The organism is Rahnella variigena (assembly GCF_003610915.1).
Lineage (GTDB): Bacteria > Pseudomonadota > Gammaproteobacteria > Enterobacterales > Enterobacteriaceae > Rahnella > Rahnella variigena.
The window spans coordinates 1,822,259-1,841,236 of sequence record NZ_NSDJ01000001.1 but is presented as its reverse complement, the minus strand read 5'-3'; the positions used below and the strand labels follow the sequence as shown (position 1 = coordinate 1,841,236).

The window sequence follows — 18,978 nt, the reverse complement described above, 5'->3', positions numbered from 1 at the left end:
AATGATAAATTAAGCAACAATCAATTAAATGAATATTAAGTGATATAACCATTGAAAAACAGAGAGTTAGCGTTACTTTAGTTGCGGTAAGTCAGACAAAAAAATCCGCAGGCTTGCGCACTGCGGATTTTTATTACTGGAGCTTATTTAGCATCAGCCAAGCTGTTTACGCGCATTACGGAACATGCGCATCCACGGGCTGTCTTCACCCCACTCTTCCGGATGCCAGGAGTTACTGACGGTACGGAAAACACGCTCAGGGTGCGGCATCATCACAGTAACGCGACCTGACAGGTTGGTCACCGCGGTGATCCCGTTCGGGGAACCGTTCGGGTTCGCAGGATACGCTTCGGTTGCCTGACCGTTATTATCCACAAAGCGCAGCGCCACCAGATTGCTGTGCTCGATTTGTGCCAGATGCGCAGCGTCACGCACTTCCACATGGCCTTCGCCGTGGGAAACAGCGATTGGCATACGTGAACCGGCCATCCCCTGCATGAACATCGACGGGCTGGCAGTCACTTCAACCAGGCTGAAACGCGCTTCAAAGCGGTCAGACAGGTTGCGCACGAAGCGTGGCCAATGTTCTGCGCCCGGGATCAGCTCTTTCAGGTTCGACATCATCTGACAGCCGTTACATACACCCAGCGCCAGCGTTTGCGGGCGGTGGAAGAATTCTTCGAACTCTTCACGCACGCGGTCGTTGAACAGCACTGACTTCGCCCAGCCTTCACCCGCGCCCAGCACATCACCGTATGAGAATCCGCCGCACGCCACCAGCGTATGGAAATCCTGCAAATCACGGCGACCCGCCAGCAAATCACTCATGTGGACATCAACCGCATCGAAACCGGCACGATGGAAGGCAGCTGCCATTTCAACGTGGGAGTTCACGCCCTGCTCGCGCAGCACGGCAACTTTCGGACGCGCGCCCTTCGCGATGTAAGGTGCAGCCACGTCTTCGTCAGGGACAAAGTTCAGTTTGACGTTCAGGCCCGGATCCAGATCGTTGGTTTTCGCCTGATGTTCCTGATCGGCACATTCAGGGTTGTCGCGCAAACGCTGCATCTGCCAGGTCGTTTCAGCCCACCAGGTACGCAGCGTGGTGCGGCTTTCGCTGTACACCGGCTTGTCACCCGAAGAAATGATGAAGCGGTCACCGGTTTCGACGCTGCCGAGGTAATGCGTGCAGTCTGCCAGACCAAAATCAGCCAGCGTTTTCTCAACCGCTTCACGGTCAGACGTACGCACCTGGATCACCGCGCCCAGTTCTTCGTTAAACAATGCCGCCAGCGAATCAGTGCCCAGCGCCGCGATATCTGCGGTCAGACCGCAATGTCCCGCGAAGGCCATTTCAGCCAACGTCACCAGCAGACCACCGTCGGAACGGTCGTGATAAGCCAGTAATTTCTGCTCAGACACCAGCACCTGCATGGCGTTGAAGAAACCACCCAGTTGCTCTGCACTGCGCACATCCGCTGGCGTATTGCCGAGCTGACGGTAAACCTGTGCCAGCGCCGTCGCGCCCAGTGCGTTATGACCGGCACCTAAATCGACCAGCAGCAACGCAGTGTCACCTTTATCGGTACGCAGTTGCGGCGTCACGGTGTGGCGCACGTCTTCGACGCGGGCAAACGCGGTGATCACCAGTGACAGCGGTGACGTCATCTCGCGTTGTTCATTACCTTCCTGCCAGCGGGTTTTCATCGACATTGAATCTTTGCCCACCGGAATGGTGATACCCAGCGCCGGACAAAGTTCTTCACCCACCGCTTTTACTGCGGCGTACAGACCCGCATCTTCGCCCGGGTGACCGGCCGCAGACATCCAGTTAGCAGAAAGCTTAACGCGTTTCAGGCTGCCGATTTCGACGGCGGCAATGTTAGTCAGCGCTTCGCCAACGGCCATGCGGCCAGAAGCGGCGAAATCCAGCAAGGCAATTGGCGCACGTTCGCCCAGTGACATCGCTTCGCCGTGATAGCTATCGAGGCTGGCGGTGGTGACCGCACAGTCAGCGACCGGGATCTGCCACGGACCAACCATCTGGTCACGCGCCACCATGCCGGTGACGGTGCGGTCGCCGATGGTGATCAGGAAGGTTTTCTCTGCCACAGCGGGCAGATGCAGAACGCGTTTTACCGCTTCTGCAATCTGAATGTTTTCCGCATTCAGGTCGTCGCCTTTCGCCTTCAGCGTGGTGACATCGCGGGTCATTTTCGGGGTTTTACCCAGCAGAACGTCCAGCGGCATATCAATTGGCTGGTTGTCGAAATGGCTATCTTCCAGAGAAAGATGCATTTCTTCAGTCGCTTCACCAATCACGGCATAAGGTGCGCGCTCACGCTGGCAGATAGCATCAAACTGTTCCAGCTGAGCCGGAGAAACTGCCAGTACATAACGTTCCTGCGATTCGTTACACCAGACTTCCAGCGGGCTCATACCCGGTTCGTCGTTCAGGATGTCGCGCAGCTGGAAACGCCCGCCACGGTTGCCATCGCTGACCAGTTCCGGCATGGCGTTGGATAAACCGCCGGCACCGACGTCATGGATAAACAGGATCGGGTTGGCTTCGCCCAGCTGCCAGCAACGGTCGATCACTTCCTGACAACGGCGTTCCATTTCCGGGTTATCGCGCTGTACGGAAGCAAAATCGAGATCCGCGTCAGACTGACCCGATGCCATGGAAGACGCCGCACCGCCGCCCAGACCGATATTCATCGCCGGACCACCCAGCACAATCAGTTTTGCGCCAACGGTGATTTCACCTTTCTGCACGTGATCCGCGCGGATGTTGCCAATACCACCGGCCAGCATGATCGGTTTGTGGTAACCGCGCAGCTCAGGGCCGTTGTGGCTGTTGACGTTTTCTTCGTAAGTACGGAAGTAGCCCAGCAGCGCCGGACGACCAAATTCGTTGTTAAACGCTGCGCCGCCCAGCGGGCCGTCGGTCATGATATCCAGCGCAGTAACGATACGATCCGGCTTACCGAAATCTTCTTCCCACGGCTGTTCAAAGCCAGGAATGCGCAGGTTGGAAACAGAGAAACCAACCAGACCGGCTTTCGGTTTTGCGCCGCGCCCCGTTGCACCTTCGTCACGGATTTCACCGCCTGAACCGGTTGCCGCACCCGGCCATGGAGAGATCGCCGTCGGGTGGTTATGGGTTTCTACCTTCATCAGGATATGCGCCTGCTCCTGATGGAAATCGTACAGACCGTCTTTCGCATCGGCGTAGAAACGGCCGACCTGCGAACCTTCCATCACGGCGGCGTTATCTTTATACGCGGACAGCACGTGGTCAGGGGTCTGTTCAAAGGTGTTTTTAATCATCTTGAACAGGGATTTCGGCTGGGTTTCGCCGTCGATAATCCAGTCTGCGTTGAAGATTTTGTGGCGGCAGTGTTCTGAGTTGGCCTGTGCGAACATATACAGTTCGATGTCTGTCGGGTTGCGCCCCAACGACGTAAAGGCTTCCATCAGGTAATCAATTTCATCCTGCGCCAGCGCCAGACCTAATTTGGTGTTGGCGGCTTCGAGTGCCCCACGGCCAACGCCGAGGATATCCACATGTTGCACCGGGGCTGGCTGATGCTGCGCGAACAGCGCGCTAGCATCTTCCAGACGTGCAAAGACGGTTTCCATCATGCGGTCATGCAGCAATGCGCCCAGTTCGTTCCACTGCGCTTCGGTCAGTTGCGGTGCCTGAACATAAAATGCCAGACCACGCTCAAGGCGCAGAACCTGTGACAAACCGCAATTGTGGGCGATGTCGGTAGCTTTGGAAGACCAGGGAGAAATGGTGCCCGGACGCGGGGTGACCAGCAATAAACGACCAGAAGGAGCGTGTTCAGCGAGAGAAGGACCGTATTTCAGGAGGCGTTGTAACTTAGTTTGTTCGTCCGAATTCAGCGGTGCGCTGACGTCGGCAAAGTGTACATATTCGGCGTAGATATCGCTGACCGGAAGATGTGCTTCCTGACAACGAGACAACAATTTGTTAATGCGAAAAGCCGACAAAGCGGGCGAACCACGCAGTATTTCCATAATCACAGATCTCTCGTCTTCGAAGACACTGACCACAGTGCTTCATTGGGCGCAACAGGGGGAAAACGCGGGCTATTATAAAGAAAGCTGGCGTCCGACGAAACCGTTTGCGTCGGGAAACTTCATATTCCTTTATAGCCTTACCGTTACCATGGCTATTATGAATAAAGTTGCAGACTGCCGTTTTGTTGAGCAAAATGCGTCAGCACTGGGGATATAACCATACTAACTGCACAGCATAGCGTAAAAAAACAAGAGCGCCGCAGCGAGATAACTATTTGACGCGACTAAAAATTAATTATGTTCTGATGGGGATCGCCGCCCTGTTACTGGCACTGGCTTTGTGGCCTGCCGTGCCGTGGCACAGGGGTGAAGGTGACCAGCTGGATCAGATAAAATCCCGTGGAGAATTGCGCGTCAGCACGCTCAATTCTCCACTGACTTTTATGGACTCCCCTGAAGGCAATCTGGGCTTCGATTATGAACTGGCTAAACGCTTCGCAGATTATCTGGGCGTGAAGCTGGTGATTTCTCAGCACACCACCATCGAGAGCATGTTCGACGATCTTGATCATGGTAAAACCGACATGCTGGCTTCCGGGCTGGTGTACAACAATGAGCGCCTGAAAAACTACCGCGCCGGTCCGGAATACTATTCCGTATCGCAGCAGCTGGTTTACCGGCAGGGTGCCGTGCGCCCGAAAAGTTTCGCCGACATCAAAGGCTCGCTGGTAGTGTCTGCCGGCAGTGCGCATATCGCCACGCTGGAAGCTGCCAGCCAAAAATATCCAGACCTCAACTGGACCACCACCGATAAATTGTCCCCCCGCGACCTGTTGCAACAGGTTGAAAACGGCAAACTCGATTATACGCTGGGGGATTCGGTCACTATCGCCCTGATGCAGCGTGTCTATCCGCGCCTTGCGGTGGCCTTTGATGCCACAGACGACGAACCGGTCACCTGGTATTACCGCAAACAACCTGATGACGACAGCCTTGCTGCCGCTATGCTGGATTTCTTCAGTCAGATTTCAGAGGACGGTACGCTGGAAAAACTGGAGGAAAAATACCTCGGGCACGTAGGTGATTTCGATTATGTCGATACCCGTACTTTCCTGAACGCCATCGACACAACGCTGCCGGATTTGCAGCCGCTGTTTGAAAAATATGCTCAGAACATCGACTGGCGTTTGCTGGCCGCTATCGCCTATCAGGAATCTCACTGGGATCCGCTGGCGAAATCACCGACCGGTGTGCGTGGCGTAATGATGCTGACCCGCGCGACGGCTGGCGGGCTAAATGTCGATGACCGGACAGATGCCGAACAAAGTATCCGGGGCGGTGCGCAATATCTGTCGCATCTGATGGATAAAATGCCGGAATCTATTCCGCAGGATGAACGGATCTGGTTTGCACTGGCGGCCTATAACATGGGTTACGGCCATATGCTGGACGCCCGCAAGCTGACCGCACAGCAAAAGGGGAATCCGGACAGCTGGGCGGATGTGAAGCAGAGGCTGCCGATGCTCAATCAGAAACGTTTCTTCAGCCGGACGACTTACGGTTATGCCCGCGGCACGCAGGCGTATAATTACGTGGAGAATATCCGCCGCTATCAGCTCAGTCTGGTGGGATATCTGATGGAAAAAGAGAAACAGCAGGCCCAGAAAGCGGCGCTACAGGCTCAGCTGGGTCAGGGCTATCCGGTGGTGGATGCACAGGAAGCGCTGGGGAAATAAGGCCTGAACAGCCTTATTCTTTGGGATTATCAGAAGTGATGTCACCGGCCTGAGCTGCGCGCTCTGCCAGCCGCAGCGCTTTTTTCTGGCTGCGGCGAAAACGAAAGAACGCACTCAGCTGTTCAGAACAGGCATCAGCCAGAACGCCCGCCGTAATTTCTACCTGATGATTCATGCCGGGATGGCGCAGAACATCCATCAGGGAACCCGCTGCACCGGTTTTGGCATCGGCTGCGCCATACACCACCCGACGGATCCGGCTGTGGACCATCGCGCCGGCGCACATCACGCAAGGCTCAAGAGTGACATACAGTATGGCATCCAGCAGGCGGTAGTTTTGCACCGCGCTGCCGCCCTGACGTAACGCCATGATTTCCGCGTGCGCCGTCGGATCATGATGTCCGATAGAACGGTTCCAGCCTTCGCCAATCACCTGATTGTCCAAAACCAGCACCGCGCCCACCGGCACTTCGCCCTCCTCCTGCGCCTTCAGCGCCAGAGTCATTGCGTATTGCATCCAGCGTTCATCGTCATTTATTTCTGCTAATTCTGTCACTGCCACTTCAACCTCAGTCATTTTAATCCGCGCCATTATACCTTTGTTCGCGCCGCCCGCCCACGGGCCATAATCGATATCGCGCGTACAGTTCATCAGCGGTAACAGGAAGTATTACTTAATGATGATAACCCGCGGTTCTGATAGCAGAAATGGCTTATGCCAACAGATAATAACCTTACATTTCATAGTCATTAGATCAGGGAATTAGCCGGGTTAATCTGCGTATTCTTGCGCCAGATCAAATGATGTTACCGGTAACAATATTAAGGTTTCCTTGTACCTACCAAGAGCTGACAACAAGGAAAACAATTATGGCTACTGCAACTTTCTTTATCCCGTCCGTTAACGTGATTGGTTCTGGCGCGCTTAATGATGCGGCTACCGCTATCGCGCAGCATGGTTTCCGCCACGCCCTGATCGTCACGGATAAAGTGTTATTCGATATCGGCGTGGTTAAACAGGTTCAGGAATTACTGGCAAAAAGCGACGTGCAAAGCAGCGTTTATCATGGAACAAACCCTAACCCAACCACCCGCAATGTGCGTGAAGGGCTGGAGATCCTGAAAAAAAATGCCTGCGATTGCGTCATTTCACTTGGCGGCGGTTCACCGCATGACTGCGCCAAAGGTATCGCGCTGCTGGCCACTAATGGCGGCGACATCAATGATTACGAAGGCGTTGACCGTTCTGCTAAACCCCAGTTGCCGCTGATTTCTATCAATACTACTGCCGGTACGGCTTCAGAAATGACGCGTTTTTGCATCATTACCGATGAAGAACGCCACATCAAAATGGCTATCGTGGATAAAAACGTCACGCCGCTGATGTCAGTCAATGACCCGCATCTGATGGTCGGCATGCCAAAAGGGCTGACTGCTGCCACCGGGATGGATGCACTGACCCACGCGATCGAAGCCTATGTATCCAGCGCGGCAAACCCGATAACGGATGCCTGTGCGCTGAAAGCGATTACCATGATTACCGACTCACTGCGCACCGCGGTGAAAGACGGTAAAAATATGCAGGCTCGCGAAGACATGGCTTACGCACAGTTTCTCGCCGGGATGGCATTTAACAATGCGTCGCTCGGTTATGTACACGCCATGGCGCACCAGTTAGGCGGGTTCTATAACCTGCCGCACGGTGTCTGTAATGCCGTCCTGCTGCCGTTTGTGCAGGAATACAACGCCCGCGTTGCCAGCCCGCGTCTGAAAGACGTTGCTGCCGCGATGCACATTGATGTTTCAGCGATGAGTGATGCAGAAGGTGCAAAAGCCTGTATCGATGCTATCCGTCAGCTGGCGCGTGATGTCGATATTCCTGCCGGATTACGCGACCTGAACGTGAAAGAAGAAGATTTTAATACGCTGGCGACCAATGCCCTGAAAGATGCCTGCGCACTGACTAACCCGATTCAGGGTACGCATGCCGATGTGGTCGGGATTTTCAAAGCCGCGTTCTGATTACTAAAGGACATGCCCAAATAAAAACAGGCCAGAAATGGCCTGTTTTTTTGTCTGAAACATACCGCAGTATTTATTCCAGTTGCTGCAATTCGCCCTGCTTGCTGACACGAAAACGGTGCTCGCAAAAGAACAACAGCGGGTTATCCTGCTTGCTGTCGCTGTAACCACTGTAAAGTTTAAGCGGTGAGCCAATCCGGCTTTCGAGCTGTACGACTTTTTCTTCCCCGAGACAGCGCAGAGGCAGCACCCACCCGCCTTTACCCCGGGCGATACGGCTGCCCACCAGACGTACCTGCGGTAAAAACAGCGATGCGTTATAAACCTGCTGCACCAGGTTCTCAGGAGAACCGGTGATCAGCCACACTTCGGTATCGTCGCTGTCCAGATATTCGCGCAACCGGCGTTGTACCACCGGAAACTCCACCACTTTTTCGCGAAACGCAGTCACGAATTGCAGTTCCAGCGCTTTCAGTCGTGCCTCACTGTGACCAAAGGTAATAGCCCACAGCAACAGACTCATCGGCCAGCGTGTTGCGCGCCCCTGAAAGAATAGTCCTGCTCCAATCAGCGGCAATAAAGGCACCACCAGAACCAGGTTCTGCGGCATTTTTTTTAGCAAAAAACGCAGGAAGGTTCCGAACATATCCTGCTGATGCAGCGTTCCATCCAGGTCAAAAAAGACCACCCGTCGATCAGGCTTCGTACTCAATCCATTACTCCTCGGGATCGTTAAACCCCATCAGCCAGGTAAAAATAAAACCAGCTAATACCGTAATGACTAAACCGGCCAGATACAACATCACTTTGCCAGAAATAATGGTCAGCGCCAGCGGCAACCCGGAAATACCAAACGTGATGACCGTAGCGACTTTCCAGTAACAGATTAGCGCGCCGCCCACGGCTCCGCCCAGACAGGCGCCAATAAATGGCCGGCCAAGCGGCAGCGTCACCCCGAAAATCAACGGTTCGCCGATGCCCAGTATTCCCACCGGCAGCGCACCTTTAATCACTTTTTTCAGCCGTGCGTTACGCGTTTTCATGTAAACCGCAATCGCCGCGCCGACCTGTCCGACACCCGCCATCGCCAGAATGGGCAACAGCGGATTGGAGCCGTGCGCCTGAATCAGCTCTACGTGGATGGGCACCAGCCCCTGATGAAGCCCGGAAAGCACCAGCGGCAGAAAGGCTCCGGCCAGCACTGCACCCACAAGTAATCCGCCTTTGTCGATAGCAATATTGACGCCATGCGCGATGCCGTCAGAGATATAACCGCCGATCGGCTGGAGGATAACAATTGCCAGCGTCGCAGTGATAAGCGTGGTGATCAGCGGATTGAGGATCAGTTCGACCGATTCCGGCAGCCACTGGCGCAGCCGTTTTTCGAGCCAGCACATCAGCGCGACGACCAGCAAGACAGCAATCACCCCGCCACGCCCGGGCTGTAATGTTTCGCCAAACAGCGTAATTTGCGCCAGCGCCGGACTGGAAAGGATCCCCGCCATCACGCCGCCCATGGCCTGTGAACCGCCAAACACGCGGGCAGCATTCACGCCGACCAGAATATTCATGATGGCAAATACGGCGCCGCCGAATATCGCCAGCAGGCCGAGAACATTAGGATAATCAGTCGCAATGGAACCGGCGATATCAGGCCTTTTGAGCAGATTAATAATGCCCATAATCAGACCTGAAGCGATAAATGCCGGGATCAGCGGAATGAAAACATCCGCCAGTTTTCGCAGCGCGCCACTCATCGGCGCTGAGTATTTGGCTTTGGCATTGGCTTTGTTGCGGGCTATATCACTTTCACCCGCCGCACCCGCAGGGCTCAGCAACTGACGCATGGCGTCCACGACTTTGGCTGCTGCCCCAGGCCCGACGATAAACTGATGCTGCTCGCCCTGCCTGAGATAACCTTTAATCCCCTCCAGCGTTTTCAGGCTGGCCAGATCCAGACGCGCATCGTCATAAACTTCCACGCGCACACGAGTCATGCAGTTTTCCAGCTTGCTGATATTCCCTTCGCCGCCCACCCCCTGCAAAATCTTAGAAGCCAGCAGGTGAGTTTTATCCATTGCTGTCGCCATGCTTTTCTCCTGATTTAGCCCGCCAGCGCGGCGCGAAGGTAGCCGTTATGTTGCTCCAGACGCGCTTTTGCCTGTGGTGCATCAATGCCCGCCAGTAACATGAGAATGGCCGGTTTCACTTCGAAATCAGTCTGAGAAAGCGCCAGTTCAGCATCACTGCGTGCCGCGCCGGTAGCTTCCACAACGATGCGGCAGGCACGATCGACCAGTTTGACGTTGGTCGCTTTCACGTCGACCATCAGGTTCTGATATACCTTGCCGGTTTTCACCATCGCACCGGTAGAAATCATGTTCAGTACCAGTTTCTGCGCAGTACCGGATTTCAGACGAGTGGAACCGGTCAGCGCCTCGGGCCCGACAACGGGAGAAATGGCGATCGTCGCTTCCTGCGCAATCGGTGAATCCGGATTACAGGAAATCGCCACCGTGGCACAACCCAGTTCCGTGGCGTAGCGCAACGCGCCGATCACGTAAGGTGTGCGGCCGCTCGCCGCTAATCCGACAACGGTGTCATCCGCGCTCAGATGCAGATTCTTTAAATCTTCAACACCCAGCGCTTCGCTGTCTTCGGCCCCTTCCACCGCTTTGAGTAATGCACCGGGACCACCGGCAATCAGGCCGACAACCATGCCGTGCGGCACGCCGAACGTTGGCGGACATTCCGATGCATCGAGAACGCCCAGACGCCCGCTGGTCCCCGCGCCGAGATAAATCAGACGACCGCCCGCTTTAAATGAGGCCGCGGCTTTATCGATCGCCTGCGCAATTTGCGGCAGAACTTTACTGATGGCCTCAGGGACTTTGCGGTCTTCCTGATTGAAACAGGTGGCTAATTCCAGTGAAGACATCTCATCTAAGTTGATCGTATCCGGATTACGGCTCTCGGAAACGAGTGCGCCTAAGTTAAGGGGGCTGTTCATGTTTTTCTCCTGAATTTTTAATTCAAATTTATTACATAATACTTGAATATTTTATTCATCATTGCGAGGAATATTTGCTATTTTAGATAACATAATCCGCAAAACGTGACCTACGTATTCTGAGAAGCCGGGATAAGCCACCATGAGTTGTATGATCCGTATCCGCCAGTTGTATCCGACACTGGCACAAAATGACCGTAAACTGGCTGATTTTTTACTGGCTCAGCCGGAAAAAGCGCGTCATATGAGCTCACAAAAACTGGCCGAAATGGCGGGAGTCAGCCAGTCTGGCGTGGTGAAGTTCGCGCAAAAACTCGGTTATAAAGGCTTTCCTGCGCTGAAACTCGCTATGAGTGAATCCCTGGCATCCCCCAAGAACAGCGAACCTGTCACCGTACATAATCAGATCCTGAGCACCGACAGTCTGCACGTTGTGGGCGAGAAACTGCTGACAGAAAAACAATCGGCTTTGCGCGCAACGCTCGATATCAATAGCGAGCCCCGTTTGCAAATCGCATTGTCGATGCTGAGCAGTGCCCGAAAAATCATTCTGACGGGCATCGGGGCATCCGGACTGGTGGCTAAGGATCTGGCGTATAAGTTGTTGAAAATTGGCGTCACGGCCATCGCGGAGTCGGACACACATGTGCTGATTGCTACAGCTCAGGCGCTTTCAAAGGAAGATTTATTGCTGGCGATTTCGTTCAGCGGTGAACGCAGCGAAATCAATCTGGCGGCACGGGTTGCCCGGGAAAGTGGCGCTAAGGTGCTGGCGATCACCGGGTTTTCACCCAATACCCTGCAACAACAGGCCGATCACTGTTTGTACACCGTCGCAGAATTACCGACCACACGCGGAGCCGCGCTGTCGGCCACAACGGCACAATATTCACTGACCGATCTGCTTTTTGTTGCGCTGGTTCAGCAGGATACCGAACATGCACCGGAGCGGATCCGCCACAGCGAAGAACTGGTCAAAAAGCTGGTTTGATCAGGATCATTCGGGGAGCGGAAAGGCACTGACGTAGATCCTGTGCCAGCGCAATTCTGCTATACTGCGCGCCCTGATGACTGAACGATATGAGAAAACGCCATGGCCCTGCTGATCACACACAAATGCATTAATTGCGATATGTGCGAACCGGAGTGCCCGAATCAGGCGATCTCGATGGGCAATGATATTTACGAAATTGACAGCGATCGTTGCACGGAATGTGTCGGTCATTACGACAAACCGACCTGTCAGAGCGTCTGCCCAATCGACAATACCATCATCATCAATCCGCAACACACCGAAACTAACGAACAGCTTTGGGATAAGTTTGTGGTATTGCATCACGCCGTTTAACCGACGGAATGATGCAACAAATCAGTTTTCAATAATAACCGTCGCACAGGCATAACGGCGCTCATCGGCAAGCGTGACATGTACCGATTTCACGCCCATTTCCGCCGCCATTTCTGCCGCGCGGGCATGAAAAACCAGCCCCGGCTTACCCAGCACATCGTTGACTACTTCAAACTGCTCAAATGCCAGGCCGTTGCGAATACCGGTTCCCAGCGCTTTAGCTGCGGCTTCCTTGACGGCAAACCGCTTCGCCAGAAAACGAACCGGCTGCTGATGTTGCTGATAAACAGCCCATTCATTGGCGCATAAAATACGCTTCGCCAGCCGGTCGCCGCTGCGTTCAATCACTGCTTCGATACGGGAAATTTCAACAATGTCCGTACCTAAACCTAAAATGCTCATTACCGGCGGGCTTCTCTCATCAGATTTTTCATTTCACGTACTGCACCGGATAAGCCGTCGATAACCGCCTGACCGATGATAGCGTGGCCGATATTCAGCTCATGCATTTCCGGCAGTGCCGCGATCGGCTGCACGTTATGGTACGTCAGCCCGTGACCGGCGTTTACTTTCAAACCTTTGCCTGCTGCATAAGCTGCACCCTGCTTAATACGTTCCAGTTCAGCCTGACGCTCAAGGTCAGTCTTCGCTTCCGCATACGCACCGGTATGAATTTCGATGTAAGGCGCACCGACCGCGACGGCAGCATCAATCTGGCGCAAATCCGGGTCGATAAACAGGGAAACCAGAATGCCCGCTTCGCTCAGACGGGAAACGGCAACGGTCATTTTATCTATCTGACCGGCAACATCCAGACCACCTTCGGTAGTCACTTCTTCGCGTTTTTCCGGCACCAGGCAGCAGAAATGCGGCAAAACTTCGCAGGCAATCCCGACCATTTCATCGGTGACAGCCATTTCGAGATTCATGCGGGTTTGGATAGTCTGACGCAGAAGGCGCACGTCGCGGTCGGTGATATGACGGCGATCTTCACGCAGGTGGACGGTGATCCCATCAGCACCAGCCTGTTCAGCGATGAATGCCGCCTGAACCGGATCAGGGTAAGCCGTACCGCGTGCATTACGCAGTGTCGCGATGTGATCAATGTTAACGCCCAACAGCAACTCAGCCATAACAGCTCCAGATTTGAGAATGAATTGATTTATGAGTGGATCAGAAAAGCTAATTTCTGCAGTTTACACCCTTGAGAGTAGCGACGTGTAGCCCGGAATCTGAATTAGCTGGAAGAATTGTCAGAAGGTGAGACAGGCTTTTTGACCTGAAACTGGCGAAATAGCTCACGACTTTTCAGGGGCTTGCCACCGAGATAGGGTTTCAGTGCCATGCGGGTAAAACGTTTTGCAGCACGCAACGTGGAGACATCCGGAAAATCCCGGCTGGCCAGCGCTTTCAAATCACGCCCGGTGAAGCTGGAATTATCAATGACCAGACTGGCGATAAAGCCTTTTTCTTCACGATAGCGGTAGGTCATGGTGTCGCTGACTTCTTCGCCACTGCCCGCGCAATGCAGGAAATCCACGCCATAGCCCAGATGGTGTAAAAGCGAGAGTTCAAACTGACGCAAAGCGTACTCAGGCGAACCACTGGCGCTGGCAAGATTTTGCAGACAATTAAGATAGTCGAAGAATAACGAAGAGTAATTAGCTTCCTGCTCAAGTACGCGGGAAACGAGTTCATTGACGTACAGGCCGCTGTAAAGCATCAGACCTGAAAGGGGAAGTGCCAGAGAAACCGGCTCGGCATTGCGCAGGGTTTTGACTTCTCCCCGCCCGCTCCAGCGAACCAGTAAAGGTGTAAAAGGCTGCAGGCAGCCTTTTAAATTGGACCGGCGGCCACGCGCACCTTTAGCCAGTATGCGTACCCGCCCTTGTCCCTCAGTGAATAAATCCAGCATGAGACTGGTTTCACTGTAAGGTCGCCCATGCAAAACAAATGCGCGTTGCCAGCCTTCCATAGGCGCGGACCTTATAAGTCGTCTACATAACCCAGACTGCGCAGCGCACGTTCGTCGTCTGCCCAGCCGGATTTGACCTTAACCCACAACTCAAGATGGACTTTCGCTTCAAACATGTTTTCCATGTCCTGGCGGGCTTCAATGCCAATCGTCTTGATTTTAGAGCCTTTGTTGCCGATAACCATTTTCTTCTGGCCTTCACGTTCTACCAGAATCAGGCCATTGATATCGTAACCGCCGCGTTCATTGCTGACGAAGCGTTCGATTTCTACGGTCACGGAATACGGCAATTCTTCGCCGAGGAAACGCATCAGTTTTTCACGGATGATTTCCGAGGCCATGAAGCGCTGTGAACGGTCAGTGATGTAATCTTCCGGGAAGTGGTGAACCGCTTCCGGCAGACGTTTACGCACCAGAGCTGCAATGGTATCCACGTTGGTGCCTTTCTCTGCTGAGATAGGCACGATATCAACGAAGTTCATCTGCTCACTCAGGAATTGCAAATGTGGCAGCAATTTAGACTTATCGGTGACGTTATCAATCTTGTTGATTGCCAGCAGAACCGGTGATTTCAAATCACGCAGTTTGTTGACCACCATTTCGTCATCCGGAGTCCAGTGAGTGCCTTCAACCACGAAGATCACCAGTTCCACATCACCAATCGAGCTGCTTGCAGCACGGTTCATCAGACGGTTAATGGCACGTTTTTCTTCGATGTGCAGCCCCGGGGTGTCCACGTAGATAGCCTGATATGGCCCTTCGGTGTGGATACCCATGATGCGGTGACGCGTGGTTTGCGGTTTGCGGGAAGTAATGGAGATTTTCTGCCCCAATAATTCATTCAGCAAGGTAGATTTACCGACGTTAGGACGGCCTACGATTGCAACAAAACCACAGTAATTCTTTTCTTCGCTCATTCAAGCTCCAGCTGTATCAGCGCTTGTTCCGCTGCCGCCTGCTCGGCTTTACGGCGGCTTGAACCGGTTCCTACAACCGGCTGGTTCAAGCCACTGACCTGGCAGTGGATGGTAAACTCCTGATCGTGCGCTTCACCGCGAACCTGCACAACCAGATAAGAAGGCAACGGCAGATGACGACCTTGCAAAAACTCCTGTAAACGGGTTTTTGGGTCTTTCTGCTTATCACCGGGACTGATTTCGTCTAAACGACTACGGTACCAATCGAGAATCAGCTTTTCGACGGTCTGGATATCACTGTCCAGGAACACGCCGCCAATGAGTGCCTCCACCGTATCCGCAAGAATCGACTCGCGGCGGAAACCACCACTTTTCAATTCGCCCGGCCCTAAGCGTAAGCATTCTCCGAGATCGAATTCACGTGCCATTTCAGCTAACGTATTTCCACGTACCAGTGTGGCACGCATACGACTCATATCGCCCTCGTCTACACGAGGAAAGCGATGGTACAGCGCGTTAGCTATTACATAACTAAGAATTGAGTCACCCAGGAACTCTAAACGCTCATTGTGTTTACTGCTTGCGCTGCGGTGAGTCAGTGCCTGCAATAAAAGCTCCTGCTGTTGAAAAGTGTAGCCCAGCTTCCGCTGAAGCCTGTTTATTACGATGGGATTCATGAGTTACCAATAGATCAAGAATGCGTCAAAAACTTCAGCATACGGAACAGGCCTGCTTCGCCCTAAGCCAATCCAAAGCTGTTTCGTTTGCAGTGGCTCCTCCTGTTCGTTTTAAATAAAAACGTAAAATCAGGGGAGCCAACTTTTATCGCCCGAAAGGATATTCTACAACGAGTGGAAATATAATGCTGCGCTAACGGGCACCATTAATTAATGAATTCCACCGATACGGCTTAAACGAACACCGGTAGGCCATTCACCTTCCTGTTTTTTAAAGCTCATCCAAATTGCAGACGCTTTACCCACTAAATTCTTTTCAGGTACAAAGCCCCAATAACGGCTGTCAGCGCTGTTATCACGGTTATCGCCCATCATGAAATAATGGCCGGCAGGAACAACCCATGTCCCCAGCGGTTGGCCCGGTTGCTGATAATATGCACCCAGTTGGTCACGCGCGCCCGGCACAGTCAGAATACGATGCGTGACATTGCCCAGCGTTTCATTACGCTGAACAAGACGGACACCGTCCTGCGGAACATTGCCTGTCGGTGGCGTTTCAAAGAAACCACTGCTGGCTTCGCCACCAGAAGACTGGCCGAAAGTCTGCACGAAATCGCTGGCAACGCCGGTGTCATAAGTCACCGCCAAAGCCGTGTTGCAATTTTTGCCGCTGTCGCAGGCTGGCTGAACGGTCACCTGCTTACTGAACGGATCGTACGTCACCCGGTCGCCCGGCAAACCGACCAGACGTTTAATATAGTCCACGCTTGGATTAAGCGGATATTTAAATACCACCACATCGCCGCGTTTTGGTTCACCGGTCGGGATAAGCTTGGTCTGAGTAATAGGATCCTTCAGACCATAAGCATATTTCTCAACCACAATGAAATCGCCAATAAGCAGCGTTGGCATCATTGAGCCAGATGGGATCTGGAACGGTTCATAAATAAATGAACGCACCACAAACACAACTAACAATACCGGGAATACAGAAGCACAGGTTTCCACCCAGCCTGGCTGCTTCGCGACTTTGCTCAGCGTTGTATCGTCAACCGCCCCGCCCGTTTCAGCCTTAATTTTCGCAATTTTAGCCCGGCGTGCAGGTGCCAGCTTGAAACGATCAAGGCACCAGATAATCCCTGAAACCAGCGTTGCAATCGCCAGGATCAAGGCAAACATGTTAGCCATGCATACTCCCTACAACTCAATGAGGATTTATTTGCTTTCTTTACCCACGTGAAGAATGGCCAGGAACGCTTCCTGCGGTAACTCAACGTTACCCACTTGTTTCATGCGTTTCTTACCGTCTTTCTGCTTCTGCAGAAGTTTCTTCTTACGGCTGACGTCACCGCCATAACATTTGGCGAGAACGTTTTTACGTAATTGCTTCACGGTGGAACGGGCAATGATGTGAGCACCAATTGCCGCCTGAATAGCAATGTCGAACTGCTGACGCGGGATCAGTTCCTGCATCTTCTCAACCAGCTGGCGTCCACGGAACTGTGAATTGCCACGGTGAGTAATCAGTGCCAGTGCATCCACACGGTCGCCGTTGATTAGAACATCAACACGTACCATGTCAGAAGCCTGAAAACGTTTGAAATTGTAATCGAGGGACGCATAGCCGCGCGATGTTGATTTCAGGCGGTCGAAGAAATCGAGGACTACTTCAGCCATCGGAATTTCATACGTCAGCGCAACCTGATTGCCGTGATAGACCATATTGGTCTGCACGCCACGTTTCTCAATACACAAGGTGATCACGCTGCCCAGATATTCCTGCGGCATCAGCATGTGACACTCAGCAATTGGCTCGCGCAATTCCAGAATGTTATTCAGCGCCGGAAGCTTAGACGGGCTGTCGACATAAATGGTTTCGTTGCCGGTGGTCAGAACTTCGTACACAACGGTCGGTGCCGTCGTGATCAAGTCCAGATCGTATTCACGTTCCAGACGTTCCTGAATGATTTCCATGTGCAGCAGACCGAGGAAGCCACAACGGAAACCAAAGCCCAGCGCGGTAGAACTTTCCGGTTCATAGAACAGGGAAGCATCGTTGAGGCTCAATTTGCCTAACGCATCGCGGAAGTTTTCATAGTCATCGGAACTGACCGGGAACAGACCGGCATATACCTGAGGTTTCACTTTCTTGAAACCAGGCAAAGCCTTTTCTGCAGGCTGACGAGCCAGCGTCAGGGTATCGCCCACTGGTGCGCCAAGGATGTCTTTGATCGCACAAACCAGCCAGCCTACTTCGCCGCAGTTCAGAATGTCTTTATCAACACGTTTAGGCGTGAAGATACCCAGACGATCGGCGTTATACACCTGTCCGGTACTCATTACTTTGATTTTGTCGCCCTTTCTCATGGTGCCGTTTTTGATACGCACCAGAGAAACCACGCCAAGATAGTTGTCGAACCAGGAGTCGATGATCAGTGCCTGCAATGGCGCATCAGGATCACCTTCCGGTGGCGGAACATCACGCACCAGACGCTCCAGAACTTCAGGCACACCCACACCGGTTTTAGCTGAACAACGGACTGCATCCGTCGCATCAATTCCCACGATGTCTTCGATTTCCTGAGCTGCGCGGTCAGGATCAGCAGCAGGCAAATCGATTTTGTTCAGAACCGGAACTACTTCCAGATCCATTTCCATCGCGGTGTAGCAGTTCGCCAGCGTCTGCGCTTCTACGCCCTGCCCCGCATCTACGACCAGCAATGCGCCTTCACAAGCGGCCAGTGAGCGGGAAACTTCGTAGGAGAAGTCGACATGTCCGGGAGTATCGATAAAGTTCAGGTGGTAAACCTGCCCATCTTTCGCTTTGTAATCAAGCGTCACGCTCTGCGCTTTGATGGTGATACCGCGCTCGCGCTCAAGATCCATAGAATCGAGAACCTGCGCTTCCATTTCACGATCGGACAAGCCGCCGCAAATTTGAATAATACGGTCTGACAGCGTCGACTTACCGTGGTCAATGTGGGCAATAATGGAGAAATTTCGTATATGCTTCATTATAAAAGTTTTTCTACCTTGGTATTTCTGAATCATTCGCCATGAACATACAGCGACGGTTTGTAGGTTGGCTGTCTTTCGCCTAAGTCGCAGCATTCTACATGCCAGCACCGTGAAAACCTAGTCTCGGCACATCCTAACTCCAGATTATGCGTGCTTTTTCTGAAGGAAATCCTCACATTTTCATTTGTTTTCATTTCCGGACTGTTCTTTCGAGGTCGCCTTGACTTT

16 protein-coding genes are annotated in these 18,978 nt (G+C 53.1%); 4 read left to right on the top strand and 12 right to left on the bottom strand.

Translation table 11 applies throughout. The features are described 5' to 3' along the window. Window positions 1-153: 153 nt before the first annotated feature. Window positions 154-4,044: a phosphoribosylformylglycinamidine synthase gene (gene purL / locus CKQ54_RS08430; protein WP_120160859.1), complete on the bottom strand. Its 3,891-nt coding sequence runs from the start codon at window positions 4,042-4,044 to the stop codon at window positions 154-156. Between the two features lie 278 nt (window positions 4,045-4,322). On the opposite strand from purL, the gene mltF reads away from it, so the two are divergent. Continuing rightward, window positions 4,323-5,783: a membrane-bound lytic murein transglycosylase MltF gene (gene mltF, locus CKQ54_RS08425; RefSeq protein WP_120160861.1), complete on the top strand. Its 1,461-nt coding sequence runs from the start codon at window positions 4,323-4,325 to the stop codon at window positions 5,781-5,783. A 13-nt stretch (window positions 5,784-5,796) separates the two neighbouring features. Here mltF and tadA read toward each other — a convergent pair whose 3' ends face one another. Then, window positions 5,797-6,360, bottom strand: a complete 564-nt coding sequence (gene tadA / locus CKQ54_RS08420; RefSeq protein WP_120161145.1) for a tRNA adenosine(34) deaminase TadA — start codon at window positions 6,358-6,360, stop codon at window positions 5,797-5,799. Between the two features lie 293 nt (window positions 6,361-6,653). Here tadA and yiaY point away from each other — a divergent pair, with 293 nt between their 5' ends. Continuing rightward, the gene (gene yiaY / locus CKQ54_RS08415) at window positions 6,654-7,805 is read left to right on the top strand and encodes an L-threonine dehydrogenase (protein WP_120160863.1); all 1,152 of its coding nucleotides are present in this window, start codon (window positions 6,654-6,656) and stop codon (window positions 7,803-7,805) included. Between the two features lie 73 nt (window positions 7,806-7,878). Here the strand turns inward: yiaY and yfhb are convergent, their stop codons facing one another. Genes yfhb through murQ form a run of 3 tightly spaced genes read right to left on the bottom strand, consistent with a single transcriptional unit; the run spans window position 7,879 to window position 10,815 of the window. After that, window positions 7,879-8,517 (bottom strand): phosphatidylglycerophosphatase C, encoded by a 639-nt coding sequence (gene yfhb, locus CKQ54_RS08410; protein ID WP_113876182.1) that lies wholly within the window; start codon window positions 8,515-8,517, stop codon window positions 7,879-7,881. Between the two features lie 4 nt (window positions 8,518-8,521). Next, window positions 8,522-9,883 carry a PTS transporter subunit EIIC gene (locus CKQ54_RS08405; protein WP_120161147.1) on the bottom strand — a complete coding sequence of 454 codons (1,362 nt, stop codon included), beginning with the start codon at window positions 9,881-9,883 and terminating at the stop codon, window positions 8,522-8,524. Window positions 9,884-9,909: 26 nt separating this feature from the next. After that, complete coding sequence (gene murQ, locus CKQ54_RS08400) at window positions 9,910-10,815, bottom strand: N-acetylmuramic acid 6-phosphate etherase (protein ID WP_120160865.1); 906 nt, start codon at window positions 10,813-10,815, stop codon at window positions 9,910-9,912. Window positions 10,816-10,957: 142 nt separating this feature from the next. Between murQ and CKQ54_RS08395 the strand changes: the two genes are divergently transcribed. Both CKQ54_RS08395 and CKQ54_RS08390 read left to right on the top strand, forming a co-directional pair. Next, entirely contained in the window at window positions 10,958-11,806 is an 849-nt protein-coding gene (locus tag CKQ54_RS08395; RefSeq protein ID WP_113876184.1) for a MurR/RpiR family transcriptional regulator, read from the top strand. 102 nt (window positions 11,807-11,908) lie between these two features. Further along, window positions 11,909-12,163 (top strand): YfhL family 4Fe-4S dicluster ferredoxin, encoded by a 255-nt coding sequence (locus tag CKQ54_RS08390; RefSeq protein WP_113876185.1) that lies wholly within the window; start codon window positions 11,909-11,911, stop codon window positions 12,161-12,163. 21 nt (window positions 12,164-12,184) lie between these two features. Here the strand turns inward: CKQ54_RS08390 and acpS are convergent, their stop codons facing one another. The 7 genes from acpS to lepA form a co-directional block, all read right to left on the bottom strand. Continuing rightward, entirely contained in the window at window positions 12,185-12,565 is a 381-nt protein-coding gene (acpS, locus tag CKQ54_RS08385) for a holo-ACP synthase (protein ID WP_112288191.1), read from the bottom strand. Then, entirely contained in the window at window positions 12,565-13,296 is a 732-nt protein-coding gene (pdxJ, locus tag CKQ54_RS08380) for a pyridoxine 5'-phosphate synthase (protein WP_112288190.1), read from the bottom strand. The genes acpS and pdxJ overlap by 1 nt, the downstream gene beginning before the upstream one ends. A 104-nt stretch (window positions 13,297-13,400) precedes the next feature. After that, on the bottom strand, window positions 13,401-14,138 hold the full coding sequence (gene recO / locus CKQ54_RS08375) for a DNA repair protein RecO (protein ID WP_113876186.1): 738 nt from the start codon (window positions 14,136-14,138) through the stop codon (window positions 13,401-13,403). Window positions 14,139-14,149: 11 nt separating this feature from the next. Next, window positions 14,150-15,055 (bottom strand): GTPase Era, encoded by a 906-nt coding sequence (era, locus tag CKQ54_RS08370; protein ID WP_112288188.1) that lies wholly within the window; start codon window positions 15,053-15,055, stop codon window positions 14,150-14,152. Beyond that, on the bottom strand, window positions 15,052-15,732 hold the full coding sequence (gene rnc / locus CKQ54_RS08365; protein WP_013576719.1) for a ribonuclease III: 681 nt from the start codon (window positions 15,730-15,732) through the stop codon (window positions 15,052-15,054). Before rnc ends, era begins: the two co-directional genes overlap by 4 nt. 210 nt (window positions 15,733-15,942) lie before the next feature. Continuing rightward, on the bottom strand, window positions 15,943-16,920 hold the full coding sequence (lepB, locus tag CKQ54_RS08360) for a signal peptidase I (RefSeq protein ID WP_112288187.1): 978 nt from the start codon (window positions 16,918-16,920) through the stop codon (window positions 15,943-15,945). Window positions 16,921-16,947: 27 nt separating this feature from the next. Continuing rightward, complete coding sequence (gene lepA, locus CKQ54_RS08355; protein WP_112288186.1) at window positions 16,948-18,747, bottom strand: translation elongation factor 4; 1,800 nt, start codon at window positions 18,745-18,747, stop codon at window positions 16,948-16,950. Window positions 18,748-18,978: the final 231 nt, after the last annotated feature.

Bases quoted from the DNA above. Each gene is read 5' to 3' on its own strand.
- purL (WP_120160859.1), bottom strand. From the start codon at position 4,044: ATGGAAATACTGCGTGGTTCGCCCGCTTTGTCGGCTTTTCGCATTAAC.
- tadA (WP_120161145.1), bottom strand. From the start codon at position 6,360: ATGACTGAGGTTGAAGTGGCAGTGACAGAATTAGCAGAAATAAATGAC.
- yiaY (WP_120160863.1), top strand. From the start codon at position 6,654: ATGGCTACTGCAACTTTCTTTATCCCGTCCGTTAACGTGATTGGTTCT.
- CKQ54_RS08405 (WP_120161147.1), bottom strand. From the start codon at position 9,883: ATGGATAAAACTCACCTGCTGGCTTCTAAGATTTTGCAGGGGGTGGGC.
- murQ (WP_120160865.1), bottom strand. From the start codon at position 10,815: ATGAACAGCCCCCTTAACTTAGGCGCACTCGTTTCCGAGAGCCGTAAT.
- CKQ54_RS08395 (WP_113876184.1), top strand. From the start codon at position 10,958: ATGAGTTGTATGATCCGTATCCGCCAGTTGTATCCGACACTGGCACAA.
- CKQ54_RS08390 (WP_113876185.1), top strand. From the start codon at position 11,909: ATGGCCCTGCTGATCACACACAAATGCATTAATTGCGATATGTGCGAA.
- acpS (WP_112288191.1), bottom strand. From the start codon at position 12,565: ATGAGCATTTTAGGTTTAGGTACGGACATTGTTGAAATTTCCCGTATC.
- pdxJ (WP_112288190.1), bottom strand. From the start codon at position 13,296: ATGGCTGAGTTGCTGTTGGGCGTTAACATTGATCACATCGCGACACTG.
- recO (WP_113876186.1), bottom strand. From the start codon at position 14,138: ATGGAAGGCTGGCAACGCGCATTTGTTTTGCATGGGCGACCTTACAGT.
- era (WP_112288188.1), bottom strand. From the start codon at position 15,055: ATGAGCGAAGAAAAGAATTACTGTGGTTTTGTTGCAATCGTAGGCCGT.
- rnc (WP_013576719.1), bottom strand. From the start codon at position 15,732: ATGAATCCCATCGTAATAAACAGGCTTCAGCGGAAGCTGGGCTACACT.
- lepB (WP_112288187.1), bottom strand. From the start codon at position 16,920: ATGGCTAACATGTTTGCCTTGATCCTGGCGATTGCAACGCTGGTTTCA.
- lepA (WP_112288186.1), bottom strand. From the start codon at position 18,747: ATGAAGCATATACGAAATTTCTCCATTATTGCCCACATTGACCACGGT.